The sequence below is a fragment of the Pseudomonas sp. S32 genome (assembly GCF_016648095.1).
Classification (GTDB): domain Bacteria; phylum Pseudomonadota; class Gammaproteobacteria; order Pseudomonadales; family Pseudomonadaceae; genus Aquipseudomonas; species Aquipseudomonas parafulva.
The window spans coordinates 100,017-125,732 of sequence record NZ_JACVVF010000008.1 but is presented as its reverse complement, the minus strand read 5'-3'; the positions used below and the strand labels follow the sequence as shown (position 1 = coordinate 125,732).

The 25,716-nt window shown below is 62.8% G+C and carries 24 protein-coding genes; 12 read left to right on the top strand and 12 right to left on the bottom strand.

What is annotated here, in order from left to right:
- Positions 1–28: 28 nt before the first annotated feature.
- The 6 genes from exbB (at position 29) to IAE38_RS06840 (ending at position 6,736) form a co-directional block, all read left to right on the top strand.
- Positions 29–991: a tonB-system energizer ExbB gene (gene exbB / locus IAE38_RS06865; RefSeq protein WP_201216724.1), complete on the top strand. Its 963-nt coding sequence runs from the start codon at positions 29–31 to the stop codon at positions 989–991.
- A 3-nt stretch (positions 992–994) separates the two neighbouring features.
- Positions 995–1,423, top strand: a complete 429-nt coding sequence (gene exbD / locus IAE38_RS06860; protein WP_028632883.1) for a TonB system transport protein ExbD — start codon at positions 995–997, stop codon at positions 1,421–1,423.
- A complete protein-coding gene (locus IAE38_RS06855; protein WP_201162619.1) occupies positions 1,420–2,151 on the top strand; it encodes an energy transducer TonB in 732 nt (243 codons plus the stop codon). The genes exbD and IAE38_RS06855 overlap by 4 nt, the downstream gene beginning before the upstream one ends.
- A gap of 94 nt (positions 2,152–2,245) precedes the next feature.
- Positions 2,246–3,172, top strand: a complete 927-nt coding sequence (locus IAE38_RS06850) for a hydrogen peroxide-inducible genes activator (protein WP_028632881.1) — start codon at positions 2,246–2,248, stop codon at positions 3,170–3,172.
- Between the two features lie 3 nt (positions 3,173–3,175).
- Positions 3,176–5,254, top strand: coding sequence for an ATP-dependent DNA helicase RecG (gene recG, locus IAE38_RS06845; RefSeq protein WP_201216722.1), 2,079 nt, complete (start codon positions 3,176–3,178; stop codon positions 5,252–5,254).
- A gap of 78 nt (positions 5,255–5,332) precedes the next feature.
- Positions 5,333–6,736 (top strand): aminoacyl-tRNA deacylase and HDOD domain-containing protein, encoded by a 1,404-nt coding sequence (locus tag IAE38_RS06840; RefSeq protein ID WP_201216719.1) that lies wholly within the window; start codon positions 5,333–5,335, stop codon positions 6,734–6,736.
- A gap of 34 nt (positions 6,737–6,770) precedes the next feature.
- On the opposite strand, the gene IAE38_RS06835 is transcribed toward IAE38_RS06840, so the two are convergent.
- The 4 genes from IAE38_RS06835 to IAE38_RS06820 all read right to left on the bottom strand — a co-directional run bounded on the left by IAE38_RS06835 (position 6,771) and on the right by IAE38_RS06820 (position 9,109).
- Positions 6,771–7,145: an SCP2 sterol-binding domain-containing protein gene (locus tag IAE38_RS06835; RefSeq protein ID WP_201216716.1), complete on the bottom strand. Its 375-nt coding sequence runs from the start codon at positions 7,143–7,145 to the stop codon at positions 6,771–6,773.
- Positions 7,146–7,291: 146 nt separating this feature from the next.
- Positions 7,292–7,591 (bottom strand): HU family DNA-binding protein, encoded by a 300-nt coding sequence (locus IAE38_RS06830; RefSeq protein WP_028632877.1) that lies wholly within the window; start codon positions 7,589–7,591, stop codon positions 7,292–7,294.
- 186 nt (positions 7,592–7,777) lie between these two features.
- Positions 7,778–8,926, bottom strand: a complete 1,149-nt coding sequence (locus IAE38_RS06825; protein ID WP_201216714.1) for an NAD(P)/FAD-dependent oxidoreductase — start codon at positions 8,924–8,926, stop codon at positions 7,778–7,780.
- Positions 8,927–8,941: 15 nt separating this feature from the next.
- On the bottom strand, positions 8,942–9,109 hold the full coding sequence (locus IAE38_RS06820) for a rubredoxin (RefSeq protein WP_028632875.1): 168 nt from the start codon (positions 9,107–9,109) through the stop codon (positions 8,942–8,944).
- A gap of 139 nt (positions 9,110–9,248) precedes the next feature.
- Here IAE38_RS06820 and IAE38_RS06815 point away from each other — a divergent pair, with 139 nt between their 5' ends.
- The 5 genes from IAE38_RS06815 to IAE38_RS06795 all read left to right on the top strand — a co-directional run bounded on the left by IAE38_RS06815 (position 9,249) and on the right by IAE38_RS06795 (position 14,428).
- Positions 9,249–9,806 (top strand): chorismate--pyruvate lyase family protein, encoded by a 558-nt coding sequence (locus tag IAE38_RS06815; protein WP_201162613.1) that lies wholly within the window; start codon positions 9,249–9,251, stop codon positions 9,804–9,806.
- Positions 9,806–10,696, top strand: coding sequence for a 4-hydroxybenzoate octaprenyltransferase (gene ubiA / locus IAE38_RS06810; protein ID WP_201211592.1), 891 nt, complete (start codon positions 9,806–9,808; stop codon positions 10,694–10,696). The genes IAE38_RS06815 and ubiA overlap by 1 nt, the downstream gene beginning before the upstream one ends.
- A 147-nt stretch (positions 10,697–10,843) precedes the next feature.
- Positions 10,844–11,533, top strand: coding sequence for a phosphate regulon transcriptional regulator PhoB (gene phoB / locus IAE38_RS06805; RefSeq protein WP_003253341.1), 690 nt, complete (start codon positions 10,844–10,846; stop codon positions 11,531–11,533).
- A 112-nt stretch (positions 11,534–11,645) separates the two neighbouring features.
- On the top strand, positions 11,646–12,953 hold the full coding sequence (gene phoR / locus IAE38_RS06800) for a phosphate regulon sensor histidine kinase PhoR (protein WP_236403607.1): 1,308 nt from the start codon (positions 11,646–11,648) through the stop codon (positions 12,951–12,953).
- A gap of 134 nt (positions 12,954–13,087) precedes the next feature.
- The gene (locus tag IAE38_RS06795) at positions 13,088–14,428 is read left to right on the top strand and encodes a hemolysin family protein (RefSeq protein ID WP_028632871.1); all 1,341 of its coding nucleotides are present in this window, start codon (positions 13,088–13,090) and stop codon (positions 14,426–14,428) included.
- 34 nt (positions 14,429–14,462) lie between these two features.
- Here the strand turns inward: IAE38_RS06795 and IAE38_RS06790 are convergent, their stop codons facing one another.
- The 8 genes from IAE38_RS06790 to IAE38_RS06755 form a co-directional block, all read right to left on the bottom strand.
- Positions 14,463–15,359, bottom strand: a complete 897-nt coding sequence (locus tag IAE38_RS06790; protein ID WP_201216712.1) for a M23 family metallopeptidase — start codon at positions 15,357–15,359, stop codon at positions 14,463–14,465.
- A gap of 122 nt (positions 15,360–15,481) precedes the next feature.
- On the bottom strand, positions 15,482–16,378 hold the full coding sequence (locus IAE38_RS06785) for a response regulator (RefSeq protein ID WP_201216709.1): 897 nt from the start codon (positions 16,376–16,378) through the stop codon (positions 15,482–15,484).
- A 164-nt stretch (positions 16,379–16,542) separates the two neighbouring features.
- Positions 16,543–17,313, bottom strand: coding sequence for a phosphate signaling complex protein PhoU (gene phoU / locus IAE38_RS06780; RefSeq protein ID WP_060480922.1), 771 nt, complete (start codon positions 17,311–17,313; stop codon positions 16,543–16,545).
- A gap of 138 nt (positions 17,314–17,451) precedes the next feature.
- The gene (pstB, locus tag IAE38_RS06775) at positions 17,452–18,285 is read right to left on the bottom strand and encodes a phosphate ABC transporter ATP-binding protein PstB (RefSeq protein ID WP_201211588.1); all 834 of its coding nucleotides are present in this window, start codon (positions 18,283–18,285) and stop codon (positions 17,452–17,454) included.
- A 102-nt stretch (positions 18,286–18,387) separates the two neighbouring features.
- The gene (gene pstA, locus IAE38_RS06770) at positions 18,388–20,004 is read right to left on the bottom strand and encodes a phosphate ABC transporter permease PstA (RefSeq protein WP_174435874.1); all 1,617 of its coding nucleotides are present in this window, start codon (positions 20,002–20,004) and stop codon (positions 18,388–18,390) included.
- Between the two features lie 71 nt (positions 20,005–20,075).
- Positions 20,076–22,364: an ABC transporter permease subunit gene (locus IAE38_RS06765; RefSeq protein ID WP_201216707.1), complete on the bottom strand. Its 2,289-nt coding sequence runs from the start codon at positions 22,362–22,364 to the stop codon at positions 20,076–20,078.
- A 135-nt stretch (positions 22,365–22,499) separates the two neighbouring features.
- Positions 22,500–23,498: a phosphate ABC transporter substrate-binding protein PstS gene (locus IAE38_RS06760; RefSeq protein ID WP_060480924.1), complete on the bottom strand. Its 999-nt coding sequence runs from the start codon at positions 23,496–23,498 to the stop codon at positions 22,500–22,502.
- Between the two features lie 129 nt (positions 23,499–23,627).
- Positions 23,628–24,917, bottom strand: a complete 1,290-nt coding sequence (locus IAE38_RS06755; protein WP_028632863.1) for an MFS transporter — start codon at positions 24,915–24,917, stop codon at positions 23,628–23,630.
- 362 nt (positions 24,918–25,279) lie between these two features.
- Here IAE38_RS06755 and IAE38_RS06750 point away from each other — a divergent pair, with 362 nt between their 5' ends.
- Positions 25,280–25,678: an acyl-CoA thioesterase gene (locus IAE38_RS06750; protein ID WP_003253317.1), complete on the top strand. Its 399-nt coding sequence runs from the start codon at positions 25,280–25,282 to the stop codon at positions 25,676–25,678.
- The last annotated feature ends 38 nt before the right edge of the window (positions 25,679–25,716 follow it).

Below are 25,716 nucleotides of genomic sequence, written 5' to 3'. Positions count from 1 at the left end.
ACCTTTATCTTCATCAGGTCCGGCCAGCATGACACGTAATCAACCTTCCGCTTCGCCAACCCAGTCGCGCGCCTGGCGCGCCATCGCCCTGGCCTTCAGCCTGGTGCTGGCCCCGATGGCCATGGCCGATGAGCCTAACGCCAATGCCGCCGCCGCACCGGCCGCTGCCTCTGCTCCGGTAAACACCGCTGCCGCGCCGGCCGGCGAAGCGGCCCCGGTTAACGCTGCAGATGCCCCGGCTGCCGTCGACCCAAGCGTCGAGGCCCTGGTTGAAGATACTTCGCTGGGCATGGCCCACGACCTGTCCCCATGGGGCATGTACAAAAACGCCGACGTGGTGGTCAAGGCGGTCATGATCGGCCTGGCCATCGCGTCCATCATCACTTGGACCATCTGGATCGCCAAAGGCTTCGAACTGCTGGGTGCCAAGCGTCGCCTGCGTGGCGAGATCGCCCAGTTGAAGAAGTCCGCCAGCCTGAAAGAGGCCAGCGAGGTCTCCAACAAGGAAGGCACCCTGGCCCACACCCTGGTCCACGACGCACTCGAAGAAATGCGCCTGTCAGCCAACGCCCGCGAAAAAGAAGGTATCAAGGAGCGCGTCAGCTTCCGCCTTGAGCGCCTGGTACACGCCAGCGGCCGCAACATGAGCAGCGGCACCGGGGTACTGGCAACCATCGGCTCCACCGCGCCTTTCGTCGGCCTGTTCGGTACGGTTTGGGGCATCATGAACAGCTTCATCGGCATCGCCAAGACTCAGACCACCAACCTGGCAGTAGTAGCACCTGGTATTGCCGAAGCCTTGCTGGCCACAGCCCTGGGCCTGGTGGCGGCGATTCCTGCCGTGGTCATCTACAACGTCTTCGCCCGCTCCATCGCGGGTTACAAGGCACAGGTATCCGACGCCTCCGCCCAGGTACTGCTGCTGGTCAGCCGTGACCTGGACCACCAGGGTGGCGAGCGCGCTGCCCCGCACATGGTGAAAGTGGGGTAAGCCATGGGCCTGCATCTTAACGAAGGTGGCGATGACCTCGCCGAAAACCACGAGATCAACGTCACCCCCTTCATCGACGTGATGCTGGTGCTGTTGATCATTTTCATGGTCGCAGCCCCCTTGGCTACGGTTGATATCAAGGTCGACCTGCCCGCCTCCACGGCGAAGCCGGCGCCAAGGCCCGAGAAACCGGTGTTCGTCAGCGTCAAGGCCGACCAGAAGCTGTATGTCGGCGACGATCAGGTTCCAGCACCCGACCGGCTTGGCCCGATGCTCGACGCCAAGACCAAGGGTGACAAAGAGACCACCATCTTCTTCCAGGCCGACAAGGGCGTGGACTACGGTGACCTGATGGAAGTGATGAACAACATGCGCGCGGCCGGCTACCTGAAAGTCGGTCTGGTAGGTCTCGAGACGGCAGCCAAGAAATGACGAAGACGCGGCACAATCTGGCGCGTTACAGCGGCAGCCTGGCGCTTGTGCTGGGTGTCCATGCCGTCGCTGTGCTGCTCATGCTCAACTGGTCGGTGCCCCAGGCCATCGAGCTGCCACCGGCAGCCATGATGGTCGAGCTGGCGCCGTTGCCCGAGCCTGCGCCACCGCCCCCACCCAAAGCGGTACCCCAGCCACCGGCGCCGGTCGAAGAGCCTCCATTGCCCAAGCTGGCGGAAGCCCCAAAGCCCAAGATCGCCATCCCCAAGCCGCCCAAGCCCAAGGCCAAGCCACAACCGCCCAAGCCTGAGAAAAAGCCTGAGCCGCCCAAGGAAGCGCCGCCAACCGAACAGACCGTGGACGCACCGCCCAGCAACACGCCACCGCAGAAATCGGCGGCTCCGGCACCGAGCATTGCTTCCAACAGCAACGCCTTGCCAACCTGGCAAAGCGACCTGCTGCGTCACCTGGCGAAATACAAGCGTTACCCTGAGGATGCACGTCGCCGCGGCCTGCAGGGCATCAACCGCCTGCGTTTCGTGGTGGATGCCGAAGGCAAGGTGGTGTCGTATGCCATGGCCGGTGGCTCGGGCAGTGCTTCGCTGGACCGGGCAACGCTGGAGATGATTCGCCGGGCCGGCACGGTACCCAAGCCACCGCCGGAATTGCTGAACAACGGCACCATCGAAGTCGTGGCACCGTTTGTGTACTCCCTGGACCGCCGCTGATACTTTTGTTTCTGTCACAAATCAGCAAGTCTGATAACGTGCGTCTATCGATTGCAGCCGCTATGCTGGGCTCGCAACTTCATGGACGCACGTTATGACCCTCACAGAACTCCGCTACATCGTCACACTCGCTCAGGAACAGCACTTCGGCCATGCCGCCGAACGTTGTCACGTGAGCCAGCCCACCCTGTCGGTCGGTGTGAAGAAGCTCGAGGACGAGCTTGGCGTGCTGATCTTCGAACGCAGCAAAAGCGCGGTGCGCCTGACACCGGTCGGCGAAGGCATCGTTGCCCAGGCGCAGAAGGTACTCGAGCAGGCCCAGGGCATTCGCGAGCTGGCACAGGCCGGTAAAAACCAGCTCACAGCACCACTCAAAGTCGGCGCCATCTACACGGTCGGCCCTTATCTGTTCCCGCACCTGATCCCGCAGCTGCACCGTGTGGCCCCGCAGATGCCGCTGTACATCGAAGAAAACTTCACCCATGTGCTACGTGAAAAACTGCGCAACGGCGAACTGGATGCAGTGATCATCGCCCTGCCGTTCAACGAAGCCGACGTGCTGACCTTGCCGCTGTATGACGAGCCTTTCTGCGCCCTGATGCCAGCCGACCACCCCTGGACGGCCAAGAAAACCATCGACACGGCCATGCTCAACGACAAGAGCCTGCTGCTGCTCGGCGAAGGCCATTGTTTCCGCGACCAGGTACTGGAAGCCTGCCCGACCCTGAACAAGGGTGGCGAAGGTGCCCGCCACACCACGGTCGAGTCCAGTTCGCTGGAAACCATCCGCCATATGGTGGCATCTGGCCTTGGCGTGTCGATCCTTCCGCTCTCGGCCGTGCACAGCCATCACTATGCTCCCGGCGTGATCGAAGTGCGCCCACTCACCGCACCTGCGCCCTTCCGCACGGTGGCCATCGCCTGGCGCGCCAGCTTCCCGCGGCCCAAGGCCATCGAGATTCTGGCCGACTCGATCCGCCTGTGCTCGGTCGCTAAAGCCCCTGCCGAACAAACCGCCTGAGCCATGAGTGAGTTGTCGAAGGTACCGGTAACGGTACTCAAGGGCGTAGGCGATGCCATGGCGGAAAAGCTCGCCAAGGTTGGCTTGGAAAACCTGCAGGATGTGCTGTTCCACCTGCCCCTGCGCTATCAGGACCGCACCCGTGTAGTGCCCATCGGGCAGTTGCGCCCGGGGCAGGATGCGGTCATCGAGGGCGTGGTCAGCGGCGCCGACGTGACCATGGGCAAACGCCGCAGCCTGGTGGTGCGCCTGGGTGACGGCAGCGGCGTACTGAGCCTGCGCTTCTACCACTTCAGCAACGCGCAAAAGGAGGGCCTCAAGCGGGGTACCCATTTGCGCTGTTATGGCGAAGCACGGCCCGGTGCCTCGGGCCTGGAAATCTACCACCCCGAATACAGGGCGTTGAATGGCGACGAGCCGCCACCGCCGGTTGAGCAGACCCTGACCCCGATCTACCCGTCCACCGAAGGCCTCACCCAGCAGCGTCTGCGCCTGCTGTGCCAGCAAAGCCTGGCCATGCTCGGCCCCCGTAGCCTGCCAGACTGGCTGCCCGACGAGCTGGCCCGCGACTACCAGCTGGCACCGCTGGACGAGGCCATTCGCTACCTGCACAACCCGCCAGCCGATGCTGACCTGGATGAGCTTGCCGAGGGCCATCACTGGGCTCAACATCGCCTGGCGTTCGAAGAACTGCTCACCCACCAGCTGTCGCAGCAGCGCCTGCGTGAAAGCCTGCGCAGCCTGCGCGCCCCCGTATTGCCCAAGCCTAGCCACCTGCCGGTGAAATACCTGGCGAACCTGGGCTTCCAGCCAACCGGCGCGCAGCAGCGGGTGGCCAACGAGATTGCCTATGACCTGAGCCAGCACGAGCCGATGCTGCGCCTGGTACAGGGCGATGTGGGCGCAGGCAAGACGGTGGTCGCCGCCCTGGCAGCGTTGCAGGCGCTGGAAGCGGGTTACCAGGTGGCGCTCATGGCCCCCACCGAGATTCTTGCCGAGCAGCACTACATCACCTTCAAGCGCTGGCTTGAACCGCTGGGCATCGAAGTCGCCTGGCTGGCCGGCAAGCTCAAGGGCAAGGCGCGGGCCAGTGCCCTGGAGCAGATCGTCAACGGCGCGCCGATGGTGGTCGGCACCCATGCGCTGTTCCAGGAAGAGGTGAAATTCAAGAACCTCGCCCTGGCGATCATCGACGAGCAACACCGCTTTGGCGTGCAGCAGCGCCTTGCCCTGCGCAAGAAGGGTGTTGCCGGTACGCTGTGCCCCCATCAGCTGATCATGACCGCCACACCCATCCCGCGCACACTGGCCATGAGCGCCTACGCCGACCTGGACACCTCGGTGCTGGATGAACTGCCGCCTGGCCGTACCCCGGTCAACACCGTACTGGTGGCTGACAGCCGCCGCTTCGAAGTGGTCGAGCGGGTACGTGCGGCCTGCGCGGAGGGGCGCCAGGCCTACTGGGTGTGCACCCTGATCGAAGAGTCCGAAGAGCTGACCTGCCAGGCCGCCGAAAGCACCTATGAAGAGCTGGGCAGCGCCTTGGGCGAACTCCGTGTCGGGCTTATTCATGGCCGCATGAAGCCTGTCGAGAAGGCCGAGATCATGGCCGAGTTCAAGGCCGGCAACCTGCAGCTGCTGGTTGCCACCACAGTTATCGAAGTCGGCGTGGATGTGCCCAACGCCAGCCTGATGATCATCGAGAACCCTGAGCGCCTGGGCCTGGCACAGCTGCACCAGCTGCGGGGCCGGGTGGGCCGGGGCAGCGCCGCCAGCCACTGCGTACTGCTGTATCATCCTCCGTTGTCGCAGATCGGCCGCGAACGCCTGGGCATCATGCGTGAAACCAACGATGGCTTCATCATCGCCGAAAAAGACCTGGAGCTGCGTGGCCCCGGCGAAATGCTCGGCACCCGGCAAACCGGGCTGCTGCAATTCAAGGTGGCCGACCTGATGCGTGATGCCGACCTGCTGCCGGCGGTGCGCGACGCGGCCCAGGCCTTGGTGGCACGCTGGCCAGAGCATGTCAGCCCGCTGCTCGATCGCTGGCTGCGTCACGGCCAGCAATATGGCCAGGTGTGACCTGCGTCCCACAATGGATCCAGTTTTGCGCCGTGGCTGGTTATACTTCGTGTTTAAAAGAATCAGTGGATACGGACCATGACTCAAGTTGCCCTGGACACCGCAGCCCCACATACGCCTTCGGTCATACGCCTGCTGCTCGACAAGCTCGGCGTTGCCTACCGCGAGGTGTTGGCCCACCCGCCACCGCCTGCGGCCGCCTGCGTACAGGCTGTACTGCTGGATGACGAGGTCGGGGCACTCATGGTGCTGTTCCCGCAGAGCCAGTTGCTGGACCTCAACCGCCTGGCCGAGCTGACCGGTCGCAAGCTCACCGCAGTACCAATGCCACGTTTGCGGCAGATGCTCGACAAGCACCAGCTCAAGGTGCTGCCGGGCATCCCCGCACTTACCAGCTCGCCGTGCCAGTATGAAAAAAGCCTGCTCGACGTCGAGCAGGTGTTTATCCAGTCCGGTGAAACCGGCCTGCTGCTGGAGATCGAGCGCGAGCCGTTCAAGCGCCTGCTGGCCAAGGCCAGCGCCAGCAGCTTCGGCCAGGACGTAAAGGCCATCCGGCCTAACCTCGACCGCCCGGATGACGATACCCGGGAAATCAGCCAGGCCGTCCAGGCCTTCACCGCCCGACGCATCCAGAAGCGCCTCGAAGAAACCATCGAGATCCCACCGCTGGCCGATACCGCGCAGAAAATCATGAAGCTGCGTGTAGACCCCAACGCCAGCATCGACGACATCACCGGCGTGGTTGAAACCGACCCGGCACTGGCGGCACAGGTGGTCAGCTGGGCGGCATCACCCTATTACGCCTCACCGGGCAAGGTACGCTCGGTGGAAGACGCCATTGTTCGCGTGCTGGGCTTCGACCTGGTCATCAACCTGGCCCTTGGCCTTGCGCTTGGCAAAACCCTGAGCCTGCCCAAGGATCAGCCTCAGCAGGCGACCCCCTACTGGCAACAATCGATCTATACCGCTGCGGTGATCGAAGGGCTCACCCGCGCCATGCCTCGGGCCGAGCGCCCGGAAGCAGGGCTCACCTACCTGGCAGGGCTGCTGCACAATTTTGGCTACCTGCTGCTGGCCCATGTGTTCCCGCCGCACTTTTCGCTGATCTGCCGCCACCTGGAAGTGAACCCGCACGTGTGCCACACCTACGTCGAACAGCACCTGCTGGGCATCAGCCGGGAGCAGATCGGTGCCTGGCTGATGAAGCTGTGGGACATGCCCGATGAGCTGTCGACGGCGCTACGCTTCCATCACGACCCAGGCTATGACGGGGAGTACTCCGCGTTCCCCAACCTGGTGTTTCTGGCCACCCGGCTGCTGCGTTCTCGGGGCATAGGCTCTGGGCCGCAGGACGAAATACCCGATGAATTGCTGGAGCGCCTGGGCCTGGTGCGGGAAAAAGCCGAGGATGTCGTCAGCAAGGTGCTTGAGGCCGAGAGCCTGCTGCGGGAACTGGCTTCGCAGTTCCAGACGCCGCACTAAAATGACAGGGGCCGCATAGGCGACCCCTGGTGTTTCAGCGTTTCTTTTTGGGTTTCAGGTATTTCATCAGGCCCTGAAACCACATCACCAGCGCCGGGTTACCCTTGATCTGGATGTGCTTGTCCTGAATGCCCTGCATGAATGCCAACTGCTTGTTGGCGGCCTGCAGGGTGGCAAAGCCGTAGGCGGCGTCCTTGAAGGCTATGGCGAAGGCCGGCTCCGGGTATGAACCGCCCTTGCTGCTGACCCGCTCATTGTTGACGATGAAGTGCCGGGCCACCTTGCCGTCCAGCGTTTGCATCTGGAAAACCAGGTCCTTGCCCTTGAGCTGCTGCTGGAAGGCAGCGTTGTTGCGGCTGGCCCTGGCCATCAACAGCCCCATGGCCCAGAGAAGAAAGCGGAACTTCATCAACGCGCCTCGAATAAAAAGTGACTAAGCGCCGCAGTTTATCCTTTTATTGAGCAAATTAATCCATTCCGGAACATTTTCCTGCACCCATGAGAAGGGCGCCCGCAGGCGCCCGTCAGGCCATGTCCAACAAGCGCCAAGCGCAGTTACTTGCTCTTCTTCGCGGGTTTTGCAGGGCTGTTCACACCCTCGCGCAGGTCCTTGCCAGGCTTGAAAGCAACCGTGTTGCTGGCCTTGATTTTCACGGGCTCGCCAGTTTGCGGATTTTTGCCGGTGCGGGCGCCCCGGTGGCGCTTCTCGAAGGTGCCAAAACCCACCAAGGTCACATTGCCCGTGTTAACGGCAAGGGTGATTTGCTCGAGAATTGTGTTCAACACCTCGTTGGCCTTGTCCTTGGACAGGTCAGCCTTCTCGGCGATAACGTTGGCGAGATCTGGTTTGCGCATGGTAAAGCCTCTTTGACGGAGTTCTTGTTGTTATGCCGTGCTGCCCTTGGAGCAGCGCTCAAGGCACCGCAGGCTCTAATCTGCGGCAGACGAGAGTGAGAATGGCACGAGCATCAGGGCCGCGCCAGTATCAGCGCGGCCATTGTGCGGGACAGAAAAAGCCATTGGCGACAAAACATAGGCCATTCACGCCATTACAGGGGGGAGCTGACGATTCAATGCCAGCCGCTCCGTTACGGCCGCGCCGGTCAGGGCATAGCTCAGCAAGCTGCCCTCCGCGTCAAGGCACAGCGCCTTGATGTCACTGCCTTGGCCCTCTACCTGCCAAGCCCCACGCAGGCTCATTGGCGGGGGCGACACCACCAGCGGGCATGCCGGCGTCTTGACGGTGATAGGCATTGGGCCGTAGGCGACCGCTGTGGGGTTACCGACCAGGGTCTGTGCCAAGGCCCGTACACAGCTCATCAGCGGCATGACATACAGCAGGTTGATGCCATCGACCTCTGCGCAATCGCCCAAGGCGTGGATGTTGGCATGTGAGGTACGTAGGTAGCGGTCAACGCTGACGCCGCGGCCAGCCTGCAACCCGGCAGCCGTGGCCAGGTCGGTGCGGGGGCGCAGGCCAATGGCCGAAACCACCAGGTCACAGGTAACCACCAGGCCATCGGAGAGATGCGCTTGCAGGCCGCCGTCGCAGCGTTGCAAGCGCGTCAGCACCGGCCCCAGGTGAAAGCGCACACCCAGCTGCTGCAGCCCTGCCTGCACCGCTTTGGCCGCCGCAGGCGGCAGCAGGGTCGGCATCAATTGCTCGCAGGGCGCCACCACGTCCACCTGGAAGCCGCCCAGGCTCATGTCATTGGCAAACTCGCAGCCGATCAGCCCAGCCCCCAGAATCAACACCCGCTGCTTCCCTGCGGCGGCCGCGCGAAGGCGTGCGTAGTCTTCCAAGTCGTTGACCGGGAAGACCAGGTCGCCTGCATCACCGTCGACAGGCACCGCGATGGTTTGTGCGCCCACGGCAAGCACCAGGTCGCGATAGGGCACAGCCTCTTCACCCATCCACAGGCGCTTGTGACCCGGGTCGATACCACTGATGCGCGTGTGCGTGCGCACCTCGGCATTCAGCTGCTCGGCCATGGCCCCCGGCTCGGCCATGCACAGGCCGTCGGCGTCTTTCTGCTTGGCGAAGCCGGTAGACAGCATGGGCTTGGAATAGGAACGGCCATCGTCCGCGGTTATCAGCAGCAACGGCGTCTGAGCGTCGAGTTTGCGAAATTCACGCGCCAGGTTGTAGCCCGCAAGGCCGGTACCGATGATCACCACAGGGGACGTCATGTGCCGCTTCCTCTATCAGCCGATGGAAATCATTTCGAAGTCACCCTTGCCCACGCCGCAGTCCGGGCATAGCCAATCCTCCGGCACGTCTTCCCATCGGGTGCCAGGGGCGATGCCGTCGTCAGGCCAGCCAGCAGCCTCGTCGTAGATCAGGCCGCAGACAATACATTGCCACTTCTTCATAGAGACGCGTTTCCTCGGTTCAGGCTTGGTCAGGTTCGTGGTGGCACTCAGGTGGTGCCTGCACGGCCGGCTATTATGCTAGCAGCCGGGGCAATCATGCTAAGCTCGCGGCCTCTTTGGTTGTTACAAGCAGACCGACGTGTCGTACGCCTCCCCGCAAGCAGCCGCTGTCGCGTGGCTACCGTATTCACAGCTGGCCACTCCCCTCGACCAGCCCATTCTGGACTGGCTGCTGGATGAGGGGTCACTGACCCGCCGTCTGACCCGCCTGTCATCCGACCACTTTTCGGTAACCCCGCTGTTCGAGGGCTGGCAGCCCTTGCGCCTGGATGAATGCCAGGCGCTGGGCATTGCCGAGGGTGCCGAAGGCTGGGTACGCGAAGTGTTCCTGCGCGGTCATGGCCAGCCGTGGGTGTTTGCCCGCAGCGTCGCCAGCCGCAGCGCCCTGGAACGCGGCGGGCTGGACCTGGAAACCCTCGGCACCCGCTCACTCGGCGAGCTGCTGTTCTGCGACCAGGCGTTCATGCGCCACCCGCTTCAGGTTTGCCGGTACCCCCGGGCCTGGCTACCCGCCGAAGCTGCTTGCGATGGCCTTTGGGGCCGTCGTTCGCGCTTTTCACGCGACGGGCTGGACCTGCTGGTGGCGGAGGTATTCCTGCCGGCGCTGTGGCAAGCCGCGCAACAGGAGGCCCGCTGATGTACCTGCAACTGCTCAAGTCGCTCAACCGGCTGCACCCCCGGGCCTGGGATTTCGTACAGCTCAGCCGCATGGACCGGCCCATCGGCATTTACCTGCTGCTGTGGCCGACGCTGTCGGCGGTGTGGATCGCGGGCAACGGCTCACCGACGCTGGCCAACGTGCTGATCTTCGGCCTGGGCGTGGTGTTGATGCGGGCCGCGGGCTGCTGCATCAACGACTTCGCCGACCGCAAGGTCGACGGGCACGTCAAACGAACCGCAGACCGCCCATTGGCCAGTGGCCGGGTGAAGCCGCGCGAGGCCCTGGCGCTGTTCGCGATACTGGTGGGCGTGAGCTTTGCCCTGGTGTTGTGCACCAACAGCCGCACGGTGTGGTTGTCATTTGGCGCGGTAGCACTGGCGTTCTGCTACCCATTCATGAAGCGCTACACCTATTACCCGCAGGTGGTGCTGGGCGCGGCCTATTCCTGGGGCATTCCCATGGCGTTCACCGCAGCCGGTGGCCAACTGCCGGCCGCCGCCTGGCTGCTGTACATCGCCAACCTGCTGTGGACGGTGGGTTACGATACCTATTACGCGATGGTCGACCGTGATGACGACCTGAAGATAGGGGTGAAATCAACCGCCATCCTGTTCGGCGATGCCGACCGGGTGATCATCCTGAGCCTGCAGATGCTGTCGCTGGGGTGCTTGTTGCTGGCGGGCAGCCAGTTCGACCTGGGCGGCTGGTTCCACCTGGGCTTGCTGGGCGCGGCTGTGTGCTTTGCCTGGGAATACTGGTCTACCCGCAAGCTGGACCGCGAGTCCTGCTTCAAGGCGTTCTTGCACAACCACTGGGCGGGCATGCTGATCTTTATCGGCGTGGTGCTGGATTATGCGCTGCGCTGAAAGCGTGGGCCGCTCACCGCTACGGCCCCGCCCGCCCTGGCCCAGTCATGGAATGTAGCCAGAACCGCCAATACCCTGTCACACAGCTGCAATAATTCCGTTATCTAATGCGGGGCCAAGACAGCGAATCCAGGAGAGGTTTTGAGCATGGTTGGCAGAAACATTCTGATCGTCGACGACGAAGCGCCTATTCGCGAGATGATTGCCGTCGCCCTGGAAATGGCCGGTTACGACTGCCTGGAGGCAGAAAACTCGCAACAGGCCCACGCGATCATCGTCGATCGCAAACCAGACCTGATCCTGCTCGACTGGATGCTGCCCGGTACCTCGGGTATCGAGCTCGCCCGGCGCCTGAAGCGCGATGAGCTGACCGGTGACATCCCGATCATCATGCTCACCGCCAAAGGTGAAGAGGACAACAAGATCCAGGGCCTGGAGGTGGGTGCAGACGACTACATCACCAAGCCGTTCTCGCCGCGTGAGCTGGTGGCGCGCCTCAAGGCCGTGCTGCGCCGCACCGGCCCGAGCGACAGCGAAGCCCCGATTGAAGTCGGCGGCCTGCTGCTCGACCCCATCAGCCACCGCGTCACCATCGATGGCAAGCCCGCTGAAATGGGCCCTACTGAATACCGCCTGCTGCAATTCTTCATGACCCACCAGGAACGTGCCTACACCCGCGGCCAACTGCTTGATCAGGTCTGGGGTGGCAATGTGTATGTGGAAGAACGCACCGTCGATGTGCATATCCGCCGCCTGCGCAAAGCCCTGGGTGAGGCCTACGAAAATCTGGTACAAACCGTACGCGGTACCGGCTACCGCTTCTCCACCAAGAGCTAGCTGCAAGCCATTCGTTTCAAGCTAGAAAAAGGACTATCAGCATCACAGATCCGCTTCATCTTGCAGCTTGAAGCTCGCAACGTGCCGCCGGATCCGAAGGATTCCCCCCAAATTGAACCAGAACTGGCACGCGACGCTGATTCGCCACCTGCTGCTGCTGATTACGCTCTGCCTGATCGGCGGGCTGGTCAGTGGCTACTACGGCTGGAGCCTGGCCATCGGCCTTGCGCTCTACCTGGGCTGGACGCTCAAGCAATTGCTGCGCCTGCACGACTGGCTGCGCAACCATCAGCCCGATGAGGCCCCCCCCGATGGCTACGGCCTGTGGGGCGAGGTGTTCGACAGCATCTACCACCTGCAGCGCCGCGATCAGCGTGTACGCGGCAGGCTGCAGGCTGTGATCGACAGGGTGCAGGAGTCCACCGCGGCGCTGCGCGACGCCGTGATCATGCTCGACAGCCACGGCAACCTTGAATGGTGGAACCGCGCGGCCGAAACCCTGCTGGGCTTCAAGACCCCCCAGGATGGCGGCCAGCAGGTGACCAACCTGGTGCGCCACCCGCGCTTCAAGGAGTACTTCGAGGCCGAAAACTACCTTGAGCCCCTGGAAATCCCTTCACCGATCAACGACCGCATGCGGGTGCAGCTGCACATCACCCGTTACGGCAACAACGAACACCTCATGCTGGTGCGTGATGTGACCCGTATTCATCAGCTTGAACAGATGCGCAAGGATTTCGTCGCCAACGTTTCCCACGAACTGCGCACGCCACTGACTGTGATCACCGGCTACCTGGAAACCCTGCTGGACAACGTCGAAGACGTGAACCCACGCTGGCGCCGCGCTTTGCAGCAGATGAGCCAACAGGGCTCGCGCATGCAGACCCTGCTCAACGACCTGCTGCTGCTGGCCAAGCTGGAGGCCACCGACTACCCCTCAGACAACCAGCCCGTGGCGGTCGATGCCCTACTCGCCGCGATCAGGAACGATGCCCAGGCACTGTCCGGCGGGCGCAACCAGCGCATTACCCTGGACGCAACGCCAGGGGTGCGGCTCAAAGGCAGCGAATCGGAGCTGCGCAGCGCGTTTTCCAACCTGGTGTTCAACGCCGTCAAGTACACCCCGGACGAAGGCAACATCCGTATCCGCCTGTGGGTCGATGCCCAGGGTGCGCACCTGTCGGTGCAGGACTCGGGGGTGGGCATCGACGCCAAGCACTTGCCTCGCCTGACGGAGCGGTTCTACCGCGTGGACTCCAGCCGTGCCTCCAACACCGGCGGCACCGGACTTGGCCTGGCGATCGTCAAGCATGTGCTGATGCGCCACCGCGGGAAACTTGAGATCAGCAGCGTGCCTGGCCACGGCAGCACCTTCACCTGTCATTTTGCGCCGGTACAATTGGCCAGCGACAAAGGCTGATGCGGCTGCCTCACAGGCAGATGACCCGTCACCCTTTGCTTTTGCAGCACCAGCCGCTACATTGGACCTCCAGTGTCGGCTGGAGCCGGCATTTTTCTTCCTACCTCAAAGACGGACCCCGTAAAAACTCCATCATGGACCCTTCCCCTGGTATCAGCCTCACCTCTCTGTTCGCCGATTTCGGCATGATCATCTTTGCTTTGCTCCTGGTACTGCTCAACGGCTTCTTCGTTGCGGCAGAGTTCGCCATGGTCAAACTGCGTGCCACGCGTGTGGAGTCCATTGCCGAGCAGCACGGCTGGCGCGGCAGCATCCTGCGCAAAGTGCACAACCAGCTCGACGCCTACCTCTCGGCCTGCCAGCTGGGTATCACCCTCGCCTCGCTGGGCCTGGGCTGGGTGGGCGAACCGGCCTTTGCCCACCTGCTCGAGCCGCTGCTGGCCTACATGGGCGTGGATACGCCCGAGCTGATCAAGGCGGTGTCGTTCTTTGTCGCCTTCTTCGTGATTTCGTACCTGCACATCGTGATCGGTGAGCTGGCGCCAAAGTCGTGGGCCATCCGCAAGCCTGAGCTGCTGTCGTTGTGGACGGCGGTGCCGCTGTACCTGTTCTACTGGCTGATGTACCCGGCCATCTACCTGCTCAACGCCAGCGCCAATACCATTTTGCGCATTGCCGGCCAGGGTGAGCCCGGGCCCCACCACGAACACCATTACAGCCGCGAAGAACTCAAGCTGATCCTGCACTCCAGCCGTGGCCAGGACCCCAGCGACCAGGGCATGCGCGTGCTGGCCTCGGCCGTGGAAATGGGCGAGCTGGAGGTGGTGGACTGGGCCAACTCCCGCGAGGACATGGTCAGCATCGATGCCCATGCCCCGCTGAAGCAGATTCTAGGGCTGATACGCCGCCACAAGTTCAGCCGCTACCCGGTGTACGACGCCGAGCGCGAGGAATTCACCGGCCTGTTGCACATCAAGGACCTGCTGCTGGAGCTGGCCGAGCTGGAACAGCTGCCAGAAACCATCGACCTGGAAGACCTGGCTCGCCCGCTGGAACGCGTCTCGCGGCACATGCCGCTGTCCCAGTTGCTGGAGCAGTTCCGCAAGGGTGGTGCCCACTTTGTGCTGGTGGAAGAGGCCGACGGCAAGGTCATCGGCTACCTGACCATGGAGGACGTTCTGGAAGTGCTGGTCGGCGACATTCAGGACGAGCACCGCAAGACCGAACGCGGCATCCTGGCCTACCAGCCGGGCAAGCTGCTGGTACGTGGCGACACCCCGCTGTTCAAGGTGGAACGCCTGCTGGGTGTGGACCTTGACCATATCGAGGCCGAGACGCTGGCCGGGTTGATCTATGAAACGCTCAAGCGCGTGCCTGAAGAGGAAGAAGTGCTGGAGGTCGAAGGGTTGCGCATCATCATCAAGAAGATGAAAGGCCCGAAGATCGTGCTGGCCAAGGTGCTCAAGCTGGACTGAGGCTAACCGGGCTGTGCGCCAGCCCCTCATGCCCTCACGGGTTGCCTGCGGTGTAGTCAGGCGACCCGCTGATCGGCTTGTCGAACCGGTAGGGGATCGATTCCACAGCCAGCCCCACGTTGCGTTGCACCACAAAATGCAGGTGCGGGCCGGTGCTGTTGCCGGTGTTGCCTGATTTGGCCAGCACTTGCCCCTGCCGCACCCGCTGGCCAGGGGTAACCACCACCGAGCCGCGCATCAGGTGCAGGTACACGCCCATCGTCCCGTCCGGGTGCAGGATCCGCACAAAGTTGCCCGACGGGTTCTCGCCCCGCCCGCTCTGGCTGTTCTGCAGGCTCACCACCACCCCTTCCCGCGCAGCCACGATAGTGGTGCCTTCAGGCATGGCGATATCCATGGCATAACGCCCCTTGGGCCCGAAATGGCTGACCCGCCCGTTTGGCCCCTGGCTTATGCGAAAGGGCCCACCCACCCAGGGGAAAGCATAGCGATAGCCTTGCGGGCGGGCGCCGGGGTCGCCCATGGCCTGCAGCAGGGTGGAGCGATAATTGAGCAGGGTACCGGGCCGGCCCCGCAGCACGCTGAGCATTTGCGTTGACCGCGGCGGCAGCACCCGCCGCACGATACGCGGTGCATTGCCACCCTGCGCGTTCACCAGGTTGTCCAGGCGCAGCTCCACCTGCACGGCTAACGGCAGCTCGTTGCGCGCCGAAAAACTCACCCCGCCCTGAAACACGATGGCGTTGAGGCGCACGTCTTCGGGCTGGATCTCGATCATGGATTCGTCCGACAGCATGGGCTTCACTCCAGGCCCTGGGCGGTCGGCATAAGACACCGCACCCGATGCATCGGTGACAGGGTGCAGCGTCACCGCCAGGCTCGACGCCGAGGCCAGGAGCAACGCGCAAACAAGCAGCAGGCGTGCAGGCATGATAGTGGCTTTTTGACAGTTGGCGATCTGTCGAAGCCTAGCAGCGGGTTACGCGATGACCATGGCAGCTGGTCGGATGGCACAAGCCCCTTGGCGAAGCCCGCCACCCTCCGAACCGTGCGTCAGGCGCCCGGGGTGAAGTGTTTCTGGGCAGTGCCGCGAGCAATCAGCCGCGACAGGTAGTCGAGCTTCTGGGCGTCCTGGTCGACGAATTTGAACGTGAGTTGCAGCCAGTCGCTGTCAGGTTTCGGTTCGAAGGCAACGATCGCGTGCAGGTAGCCGTTCAAGCGGGCGACCTCGGCGTTTTCGCCTTGCTCCAGGTCCAGCACGGCCCCTTCGAGCACCTGGGGCAGGGTTTCACTGCGCCGCACCACCAGCAGCGCCTCCTTCAGGCTCAGCGCCTTGATCACACAAGGCTGGGCACCACTGGCAAGGCGCAGCTGGCCCTGCCCGCGCCCACTAGGTGCAGCGGCAGGTGCAGCGGCTGCAGGCCTGGCTGCGCCGGGCACCGGCTTGGCTGGCGCTGGCGCGGCAACCTTCACCGCCTCCGGTTTCCCGGCAGTGAGGGCGTTGAGCGAGTCGTTGGCGAATGCCCCGCTGGAGCGTGCCGGCGCGGGCGCCATCAGGCTGTCGAGCTTGCCGATCTTGGCCAAGGCCTTTTTCACCTTGGTCAGCAGTTGTTCGTTGGTGAACGGCTTGCCGACGAAATCGGAAACCCCTGCCTGGATCGCCTGGATCACGTTTTCCTTGTCGCCGCGGCTGGTCACCATGATGAACTGAAGGTTTTTAAGCTCCGGTTGCTGGCGACACCAGGTGAGCAGTTCCAGGCCAGACATCTCTGGCATCTCCCAGTCGCAGAGCACCAGGTCGAAAGGCTCCTTGCCCAGCAGAGCCATGGCTTTGCGGCCATTCACAGCGTCATCTATGGTCATGCCGGGGAAGGCATTGCGCAGGCACTTGCGGACCAGGTCGCGGATAAACGGGGCGTCATCCACGACCAGCACATTCACTTTACTCATCGATACTCCTTCTGATCCCGACTAGCCTACTGCCAATTGCTGGCCACTTGCTACTGCCTATCCAACGTCGGGACTTTTCCAACGGTTCGCCACGGCCCTGCTGGCTCTACGACCACAAACGAAAACGCCCGGCAGAGGCCGGGCGTCGATGCTCGGGAGCAACCTTATTTATCGTCCGCTTCACCCGGAACATTAGCTTTTTCGCCATCCACCGCCGCGCTGCCCTGCACTTCTGCAGTCATGCGCTTGAGGCCCATGTGGCGCACATCGGTGCCGCGCACCAGGTAAATGACCAGTTCGGAGATGTTACGCGCGTGGTCGCCGATGCGCTCCAGCGAGCGCAGCGCCCAGATCACGCTGAGTACCCGGGAGATCGACCGCGGGTCTTCCATCATGTAGGTCACCAGCTCGCGCAGCGCCGTCTTGTATTCGCGATCGATGGTCTTGTCGTATTGGGCCACCGATAAGGCCAGGTCGGCATCAAACCGGGCAAAGGCATCCAGGGCATCGCGCACCATGTTGCGCACCTGGTCACCGATGTGTCGCACTTCGACGTAGCCACGGGGCGACTCGCCCTCCTCGCACAGCTGGATGGCCCGGCGAGCGATCTTGGTGGATTCGTCGCCAATGCGCTCCAGGTCGATCACCGACTTGGAGATGCTGATAATGAGGCGCAGGTCGGAGGCAGCGGGCTGACGACGAGCCAGAATGCGCACGCACTCTTCGTCGATGTTGCGCTCCATCTGGTTGATCTGCTCATCCACTTCGCGCACTTGCTGGGCCAGCCCGGAGTCCGCCTCGATGAGGGCCGTCACGGCATCATTGACCTGCTTTTCCACCAGCCCGCCCATGGCCAGCAGATGGCTGCGCACTTCTTCGAGCTCGGCGTTGAACTGCTGAGAGATATGGTGGGTAAGGCTTTCTTTGTTGATCATGGGTCGCTCCGCGAAGTTGCAAGCTTCAAGCTGCAAGCTTCAAGTAGTTCGTGTTGTTCACTAGCTCAGTGCCAGCCGCAGCCGCTTTGACTTGCAGCTTGCCGCTTGCAGCTTGCAGCTAGCTGCTGCTTGCCGCTGCTAGCCGTAGCGACCGGTGATGTAGTCTTCGGTCTGCTTCTTCGCAGGGTTGGTGAACAGGGTGTCGGTGTCGCCGAACTCCACCAGCTTGCCCATGTACATGAACGCCGTGTAGTCCGATACCCGCGCGGCCTGCTGCATGTTGTGGGTGACGATGACGATGGTGTACTTGGCTTTCAGTTCGTAGATCAGCTCTTCGACTTTCAGCGTCGAGATCGGGTCCAGCGCCGAGCAAGGTTCATCGAGCAGCAGCACCTCGGGTTCGACGGCGATGGTACGGGCAATCACCAGGCGCTGCTGCTGGCCACCGGACAAACCCAGCGCCGATTCGTGCAGGCGGTCCTTCACCTCATCCCACAACGCAGCGCCCTTCAGCGCCCACTCCACGGCTTCATCGAGCACGCGCTTTTTGTTGATGCCCTGAATGCGCAGGCCGTACACCACGTTCTCGTAGATGGTCTTGGGGAACGGGTTGGGCTTCTGGAACACCATGCCCACCCGGCGACGCAGCTCGGCCACGTCTTCGCCCTTGCGGTAGATGTTGTTGCCGTAGAGGTTGATCGCACCCTCTACCCGGCAACCGTCGACCAGGTCGTTCATGCGGTTGAACGTGCGCAGCAGCGTGGACTTGCCGCAGCCTGACGGGCCAATGAAGGCGGTGACGCGCTGCTTGGGGATGTTCAGGCTGACATCGAACAGGGCCTGTTTGTCACCGTAGAACAGGCTCAGGCCCGGTACTTCGATGGCGACCGTTTCTTCGGCCAGGCGCAGGCTCTGCTTGTCGCGGCCCAAGGCAGACATGTCGATGCCGTGGGTGTGATTATCGTGTTGCATCGTCTCACTCCATTCGAAGCTGCAAGCTTCGCGCTGCAAGCTGCAAGTTTGAGCAAAGCGGCAATCAGCTTGAAGCTTGCCGCTTGTGGCTTAAGGCTTGAATTAGCTGTCGAGCGCCTTGTACTTCTCGCGCAGGTGGTTACGAATCCACACTGCCGAAAGGTTCAGCGACGCAATCACCAGCACCAGCAACAGCGCGGTGGCGTACACCAGCGGGCGGGCCGCCTCCACATTGGGGCTCTGGAAGCCCACGTCGTAGATATGGAAGCCCAAGTGCATGATCTTCTGGTCCAGGTGCAGGTACGGGTAGTTGCCATCCACCGGCAGCGAGGGCGCCAGCTTCACTACACCTACCAGCATCAGCGGCGCGACTTCACCGGCAGCGCGTGCCACCGCCAGGATCATGCCGGTCATCATTGCCGGGCTGGCCATGGGCAGGACGATCTTCCACAGCGTCTCGGCCTTAGTGGCGCCCAGCGCCAGCGAGCCTTCACGTACTGTACGCGGGATGCGTGCCAGCCCTTCTTCCGTGGCCACGATCACCACTGGCACCGCCAGCAGCGCCAGGGTCAGCGATGCCCACAGCAGGCCGGGCGTACCCAAGGTAGGTGCCGGCAGGGCCTCTGGGAAGAACAGGCGGTCGATCGACCCGCCCAGCACGTAGACAAAAAAGCCCAGCCCGAACACACCGTAGACGATCGCCGGCACACCGGCCAGGTTGTTCACCGCGATGCGAATCAGGCGCGTCACAGGGCCCTGGCGCGCGTACTCACGCAGGTATACCGCCGCAAGTACACCGAACGGGGTAACGATCACCGCCATGATCAGGGTCATCATCACGGTGCCGAAGATAGCCGGGAAAATCCCGCCTTCGGTGTTGGCTTCACGCGGGTCGTCGCTGAGGAATTCCCAGACCTTGCCGAAGTAGGTGCCCAGCTTGGTGAAGCCGGACATGGCGTTGGGCTGGATGGCATGCACCACCTTGCTCAGGTTGATTTCAACCTCCCGGCCATTGCCATCACGCGCCACCAGGCTGTCGCGGGCGAAAGCCTGGTGCAGGCCGGTCAGGCGCTCTTCCACGGCCTTGTAGCGGCTGTTCAGCTCGGCCCGGTCTGCGTCCATGTCAGCCTGGGCTGCGGCGTCCAGCTTGCCTTCCAGCTCAAGCTTGCGGGCCTGCAGGCGCAGACGTTCCAGGCCATGGTTGATGGCGCCGATATCTTTCTTTTCCAGCGCCTGCAGCTGCCTGTTGAGCGTGTTGGCGCGCTGCAGGCGAGCCTGCAGTTCACCCCAGGCAGCGGGCCCCTGGGCGACCACGCGGCCTTCTTCCTTGACGCTGACCAGGTACCCGTAGAAGTTGCCCCACTCGCGACGCTCAAGGGCCATCAGCTCGGACGGGCGTTTTTCATCGACCAGCCATTCGCCCACCACCCAGGTGAAGTCGCTGCCGTTGAGGTCGCGGTTACCTACCTTGATCAACTCGCGGGTCATGAACTCAGGGCCCTGGTCGGGCACCGGCAGGCCGGCGCCCTTCAGGCGCGCACGCGGCACTTCTTCCTGCTGCACCACCTCGCCGATGACGGTCTGCTGCGCCTGGCCCGGCACCTTGTAGGTGGCCTGAACCAGGTCTGCCGGCCAGAAGTGGCCCAGCCCGCGTACGGCAATGACCGCCAGCAGCCCGACGGTCATGATCACCGCCATGGCCACCGCGCCACCGCTCATCCATACGCCGGGGGCGCCGCTCTTGAACCAGCCTTTGAGGGAATCCTTTTTCACGGATCGCTACCTTTCTATCAAAGCGACGAGTATTTCTTGCGCAGACGCTGGCGAATCAGCTCGGCCAAGGTGTTCATGACGAAGGTGAACATCAGCAGCACCAGGGCGGCCAGGAACAGCACCCGGTAATGGCTACCGCCGACTTCCGACTCCGGCATCTCCACGGCCACGTTGGCGGCCAGGGTGCGCATGCCCTCGAACAGGTTCATTTCCATCACCGGGGTGTTGCCGGTGGCCATCAGCACGATCATGGTTTCGCCTACCGCCCGGCCCATACCGATCATCAGCGCCGAGAAGATACCCGGGCTGGCGGTGAGGATGACCACGCGGGTCAGGGTTTGCCAGGGCGTCGCACCCAGGGCCAGCGAGCCCAGGGTGAGGCTGCGTGGCACGCTGAACACGGCGTCTTCGGCAATGGAGTAGATGTTCGGGATAACCGCAAAGCCCATGGCGATGCCCACCACCATGGCGTTGCGCTGGTCATAGGTGATGCCCAGGTCGTTGGTGATCCACAACCGCATGTCGCCGCCGAAGAACCAGCTTTCCAGGTGCGGGCTCATGGTCAGGGCGAACCAGCCGGTGAGCAGAATGACCGGGATCAGGATCGCGGCTTCCCAGCCATCGGGCACACGCAGGCGCAGCGACTCGGGCAGCCTGCTCCAGGTGAACCCTGCCAGCAGGATACCCAGCGGCATCAGCAGGAACAGGCTGAACACGCCTGGCAGGTGGCCTTCCAGGTACGGCGCCAGGAACAGGCCGGCGAAGAACCCGAGGATGACCGTGGGCATGGCTTCCATCAGCTCGATCACCGGCTTGACCTTGCGGCGCATGCCCGGGGCCATGAAGTAGGCCGTGTAGATAGCAGCAGCGATGGCCAGCGGGGCCGCCAGGATCATGGCGTAGAACGCCGCCTTCAGCGTACCGAAGGTGAGCGGAGACAGGCTGAGCTTGGGCTCGAAGTCGGTGTTCGAAGCCGTCGACTGCCAGACGTACTTGGGCTCATCGTAGTTTTCGTACCACACCTTGCCCCACAGCGCGCTGAAGGATACCTCTGGGTGCGGGTTGCGCAGGCTCAGCGGCAGCAGCTTGCCCGCTTCTTCGATGATGATGCGGTTGGCCCGGGGCGACAGGGCGAGGATACCCGCGCCAGGGGCAACGGGTTCCACCAGCAAGGTGCGGTGTGCGGTGCTGTGGAACACGCCCAGCTTGCCGTCTGCATCCAGGGCGATGAAGCCCTTGCGGCGCTCCTCGGCGTCAATCTGCACGATAGGCGCCGTGCCCATCTGGAACGTCCGAATCTGTTTGAAACGCGACTCGCCATCCGGGTCGCGGGCCATGAACCACTGGGCCAGGCCGCCCTCGGAGTTACCCACGATCAGCGAAATGCCACCGACCAGCTGGGTGGTCGCGGTCACTTCGGTGCCGGCGTTTTCAGACAGCTTGTAGCGGCCATTAAGGCTTTTGTCGCGCAGGCTGAACACGTCCGCGCTGGCGCGGCCGTTGATCACGTACAACCACTGCTGACGGGGGTCGATGAAGATGTTCTTCACCGTTTCGGTCATTTGCGGCAGGACGATACGGTTCTGCTCGGTGGTGACCTCACCGGTCATCATGTTTTCGCTACGGGTCAGCGCCAGTACCTGCAACTGGGCCCCGGTCGAGCCGGCCAGCAGCAGGGTATCACCATTGACGTTGACGCTGACGTGGTCCAGCCCACGGCCCTGCTCGTCCAGCACAAAGGGCTGTTCCCCATACGGGTAGTCGATGCCGGGGGTGATGGTCTTGTGGTTGTCCGGGTAGGTGATCTTGTAGCTGTGGTGGAACACCAGCGCCTGGCCGTTGGACAGGCCCAATACCACCACCGGGCTGCCCGGCTGGTCGGCACCAATGGATGTAACCTGGGTGCCGGTTGGCACGGGCAAGTCCACACGCTTGAGTTCATTACCCGTCTTGGTGTCGAAGAACAGCGCCTGGCCTTTGTCCGAAACGCGCATGCCAACCAGGTTCTGCTCTTCAAGTGCGATCATCAGCGGCTTGCCGGCATCCTGCTGCAGCCAGGCCGGCGCCAGGGCTTGCTTTTTGGTCAGCTCGGCGCCCTGGAACAACGGCAGCACCACGTAGGCCAGGTAGAAGAAGATCAACGTGATGGCGGCCAGCACAGCAAGCCCGCCCACCAGTACGTACCAGCGGGTCAGGCGGTCCTTCAAAGCGCGAATGCGCCGCTTGCGTTGCAGCTCCGGCGTATTGAAATCAATGCGCACAGGCTGGGAATTTTGGGTCATTGTGGAGTTGGCCAGATCATTCATGGGCACACCCTAGCGGTCCCGTATGACAAAAACATGACAATGCGATGACGCACGGAAGCCCGACGCACAGTAAGCCTGGCTTCGGGCTGGGAGTGGTGAAAGAGGCCGGTTTACCCCGGCCCCTTCATCGGTCAATTACTGCTTGGCAACATTACCGGCGTGGGACAGGCCCAGGTCAGCCAGGGTCTTGTCGACCACCTTGGCGGGCAGCGGAATGTAGCCGTCCTTCACCACCACCTGCTGACCGGCCTGCGACAGCACCAGCTTGACGAACTCGGCTTCCAGCGGCGCCAGCGGCTTGTTCGGCGCCTTGTTGACGTAGACGTACAGGAAGCGCGAGAGCGGGTAGCTGCCGTTCAGGGCGTTGGTCTCGTTGTCTTCGATGAACTCCCCGCCTTCTTTCTTGGCCAGGGCCACGGTCTTGACGCTGGCGGTCTTGTAGCCGATACCCGAGTAGCCGATGCCGTTCAGCGACGAGCTGATCGACTGCACCACCGAAGCCGAGCCAGGCTGCTCGTTCACATTAGGCTTGAAGTCGCCTTTGCACAGGGCTTCTTCCTTGAAATAGCCGTAGGTGCCGGAAACCGAGTTGCGGCCGAACAGCTGGATTGGCTTGTTGGCCAGGTCGCCGGTTACACCCACGTCGCCCCAGGTCTTGATGTCAGCCTTGGCGCCGCACAGGCGGGTGGAGGAGAAGATTGCGTCAACCTGGGCCATGGTCAGGCCTTTGATCGGGTTGTCCTTGTGCACGAACACGGCCAGGGCGTCGACAGCCACAGGGATGGCAGTTGGCTTGTAGCCGTACTTCTGCTCGAACGCCTGCAGCTCCACGTCCTTCATCTTGCGGCTCATCGGGCCGAGGTTGGCGGTGCCTTCGGTCAGCGCAGGTGGCGCGGTGGAGGAGCCAGCAGCCTGGATCTGGATGTTGACGTTCGGGTATTCCTTTTTGTAGGCCTCGGCCCACAAGGTCATCAGGTTCGCGAGGGTGTCGGAACCAACGCTGGAGAGGTTGCCCGAAACACCGGTGGTCTTGGTGTAGGTCGGGATTGCAGGGTCGACAGCAGCTACCGCGTTGGCGGTTGCAACGCCAGCGGCGGCAAAGGTGAGGGCCGCCATCAAACGCTTCAGTTTCATGCCTTGCTCCTAGCAGGAATAGGGGTGTGCAGCAGTGGAACGGGGCCCAGTATCAGCAGCTCGCATGAACAGCATATGACTCGATTGTGACAGTTGGATGAAATGCCATCATTGCAACCTGCCCCTCGATCAGCGCTTGTTGACAAGCAGATACACCCCCACTGCCAGCCCTACCCCGCACAACACCGCCACGTAATAGGCAGGCGCCATCGGGCTGACTTTCAGCAGGCCGGTCACCGCCATCGGGGTAAGCCCGCCAAAGATCGCGTAGGCCACGTTGTACGAGAACGACAGGCCGCTGAAGCGCACAGCGGCCGGGAATGCCTTGACCATTACGTACGGCACCGCGCCGATCACCCCCACGCACAGGCCGGTCAGCGCATACAGCGGGAACAGCAGCTCAGGCCGCGTGGGCAGGCTGTGGTAGAACGTCCAGGAGCTGGCCAGCAGCAGCAGGCTGCCGACCACGAACACCCGGCCCGCGCCAAACCGGTCAGCCAGGCTGCCCGCGCCGATACAGCCGACGCTGAGCAGCACGATGGCCAGGCTGTTGGCCTTGAGCGAATCGGTGGGGCTGATGTGGTAGAGGCTCTGCAGCAGCGCTGGCGTCATCAGGATGACCACCACGATGCCGGCCGACAGCAGCCAGGTGAGCAGCATCGACAGCAGGATCGGGCCGCGGTGGTCGCGCAATACGGCGCGCAGTGGCAGCTCTTCGGCCAGTGCCTTGCGCTGCTGCATCTCGGCGAATACCGGGGTTTCATGCAGCCAACGGCGCAGGTAAACCGAGAACAGGCCGAACACGCCACCGAGCAGGAACGGGATTCGCCAGGCGTAATCGGCGACTTCCTCCACGCTGTACACGCTGTTGATCAGCGTCGCCACCAGCGAACCGAGCAGAATGCCCGCCGTCAGGCCGGCGGTGAGCGTGCCGCAGGCATAGCCAGTGTTGCGGGCGGGTACGTGCTCGGACACGAATACCCAGGCGCCAGGCACCTCGCCACCAATGGCTGCACCCTGCACGACGCGCATGAGCAACAGCAGAATCGGCGCCCACAAGCCAATCTGCGCATAAGTAGGCAACAGGCCCATGATCAGCGTGGGCAAGGCCATCATGAAGATGCTCAGGGTGAACATCTTCTTGCGCCCCAGCAGGTCGCCGAAGTGGGCCATGATGATGCCGCCCAGCGGGCGCGCCAGGTAACCTGCGGCAAAGATGCCGAAGGTTTGCATCAGGCGCAGCCACTCCGGCATGTCGGCAGGGAAGAATAACTTGCCCACCACGGTGGCGAAGAACACGAAAATGATGAAGTCGTAGAACTCCAGCGCCCCGCCCAATGCAGACAGCGAAAGGGTCTTGTAGTCATTGCGGGTCAGCGGCCGTGGGGCCTGCTCGATACTACTGGGCACGGAAGTCATTGCGGGGCGTTCTCTTTATAAGGCGTGCGGGCCGCTTGGCATGCAGCTTCTTGATGTGGGGACAGGCGAAGATAGCAAATTGCCTGGCCAGGCCGAAAGCGATACAAAAACCATACAGATATTCACGAATGCACGGTCGTCGCTTGGGATGATGCTCTATATACTGGCGTTTCGTAGGAAAAGTGTGCTGCTAGCGTGGGATGTTGTGCGAAAACGCCGGTCACTATACTCAGGCGGTTTCGCAGAGTTTCCCTACGGCCGCCCCGTTATACGAAATCGGCGTAGTATGTTGTCAGCTGAATCGTCTACCCGGCCTTTGCGCCACACCAACGAAAAGCGTCACGGGTCAGAGGCCCCACCGCATGATTGAGCTCGAACAAGAAGATCCAATCCCCCAAGGCGACCTGGCCTTGCAGATCACGGCCCTGCCGCGCGAAACCAACGGCTTCGGCGACATCTTCGGCGGCTGGCTGGTCGCGCAGATGGACCTGGCCGGCACCGCCATGGCCAGCCGCGTGGCCGGTGGGCGCGTTGCCACCGTGGCCATCGACCGCATGGCGTTTCTGGTACCGGTCGCCGTCGGTGCGCAGCTGTCCTTCTATACCCAGACCCTGGAGATCGGCCGCAGCTCGATCCAGATGATGGTCGAGGTGTGGAGTGACGACCCGTTGTCCAGCGAATGGCGCAAGGTCACCGAAGCCGTCTTCGTATTCGTCGCCATCGACGGCAGTGGCCGTACCCGCTCCGTCCCTCGTCGCTGAGCCCTGCCGGCGGTAAACTCGTTGCCTGTGCCCGGGTC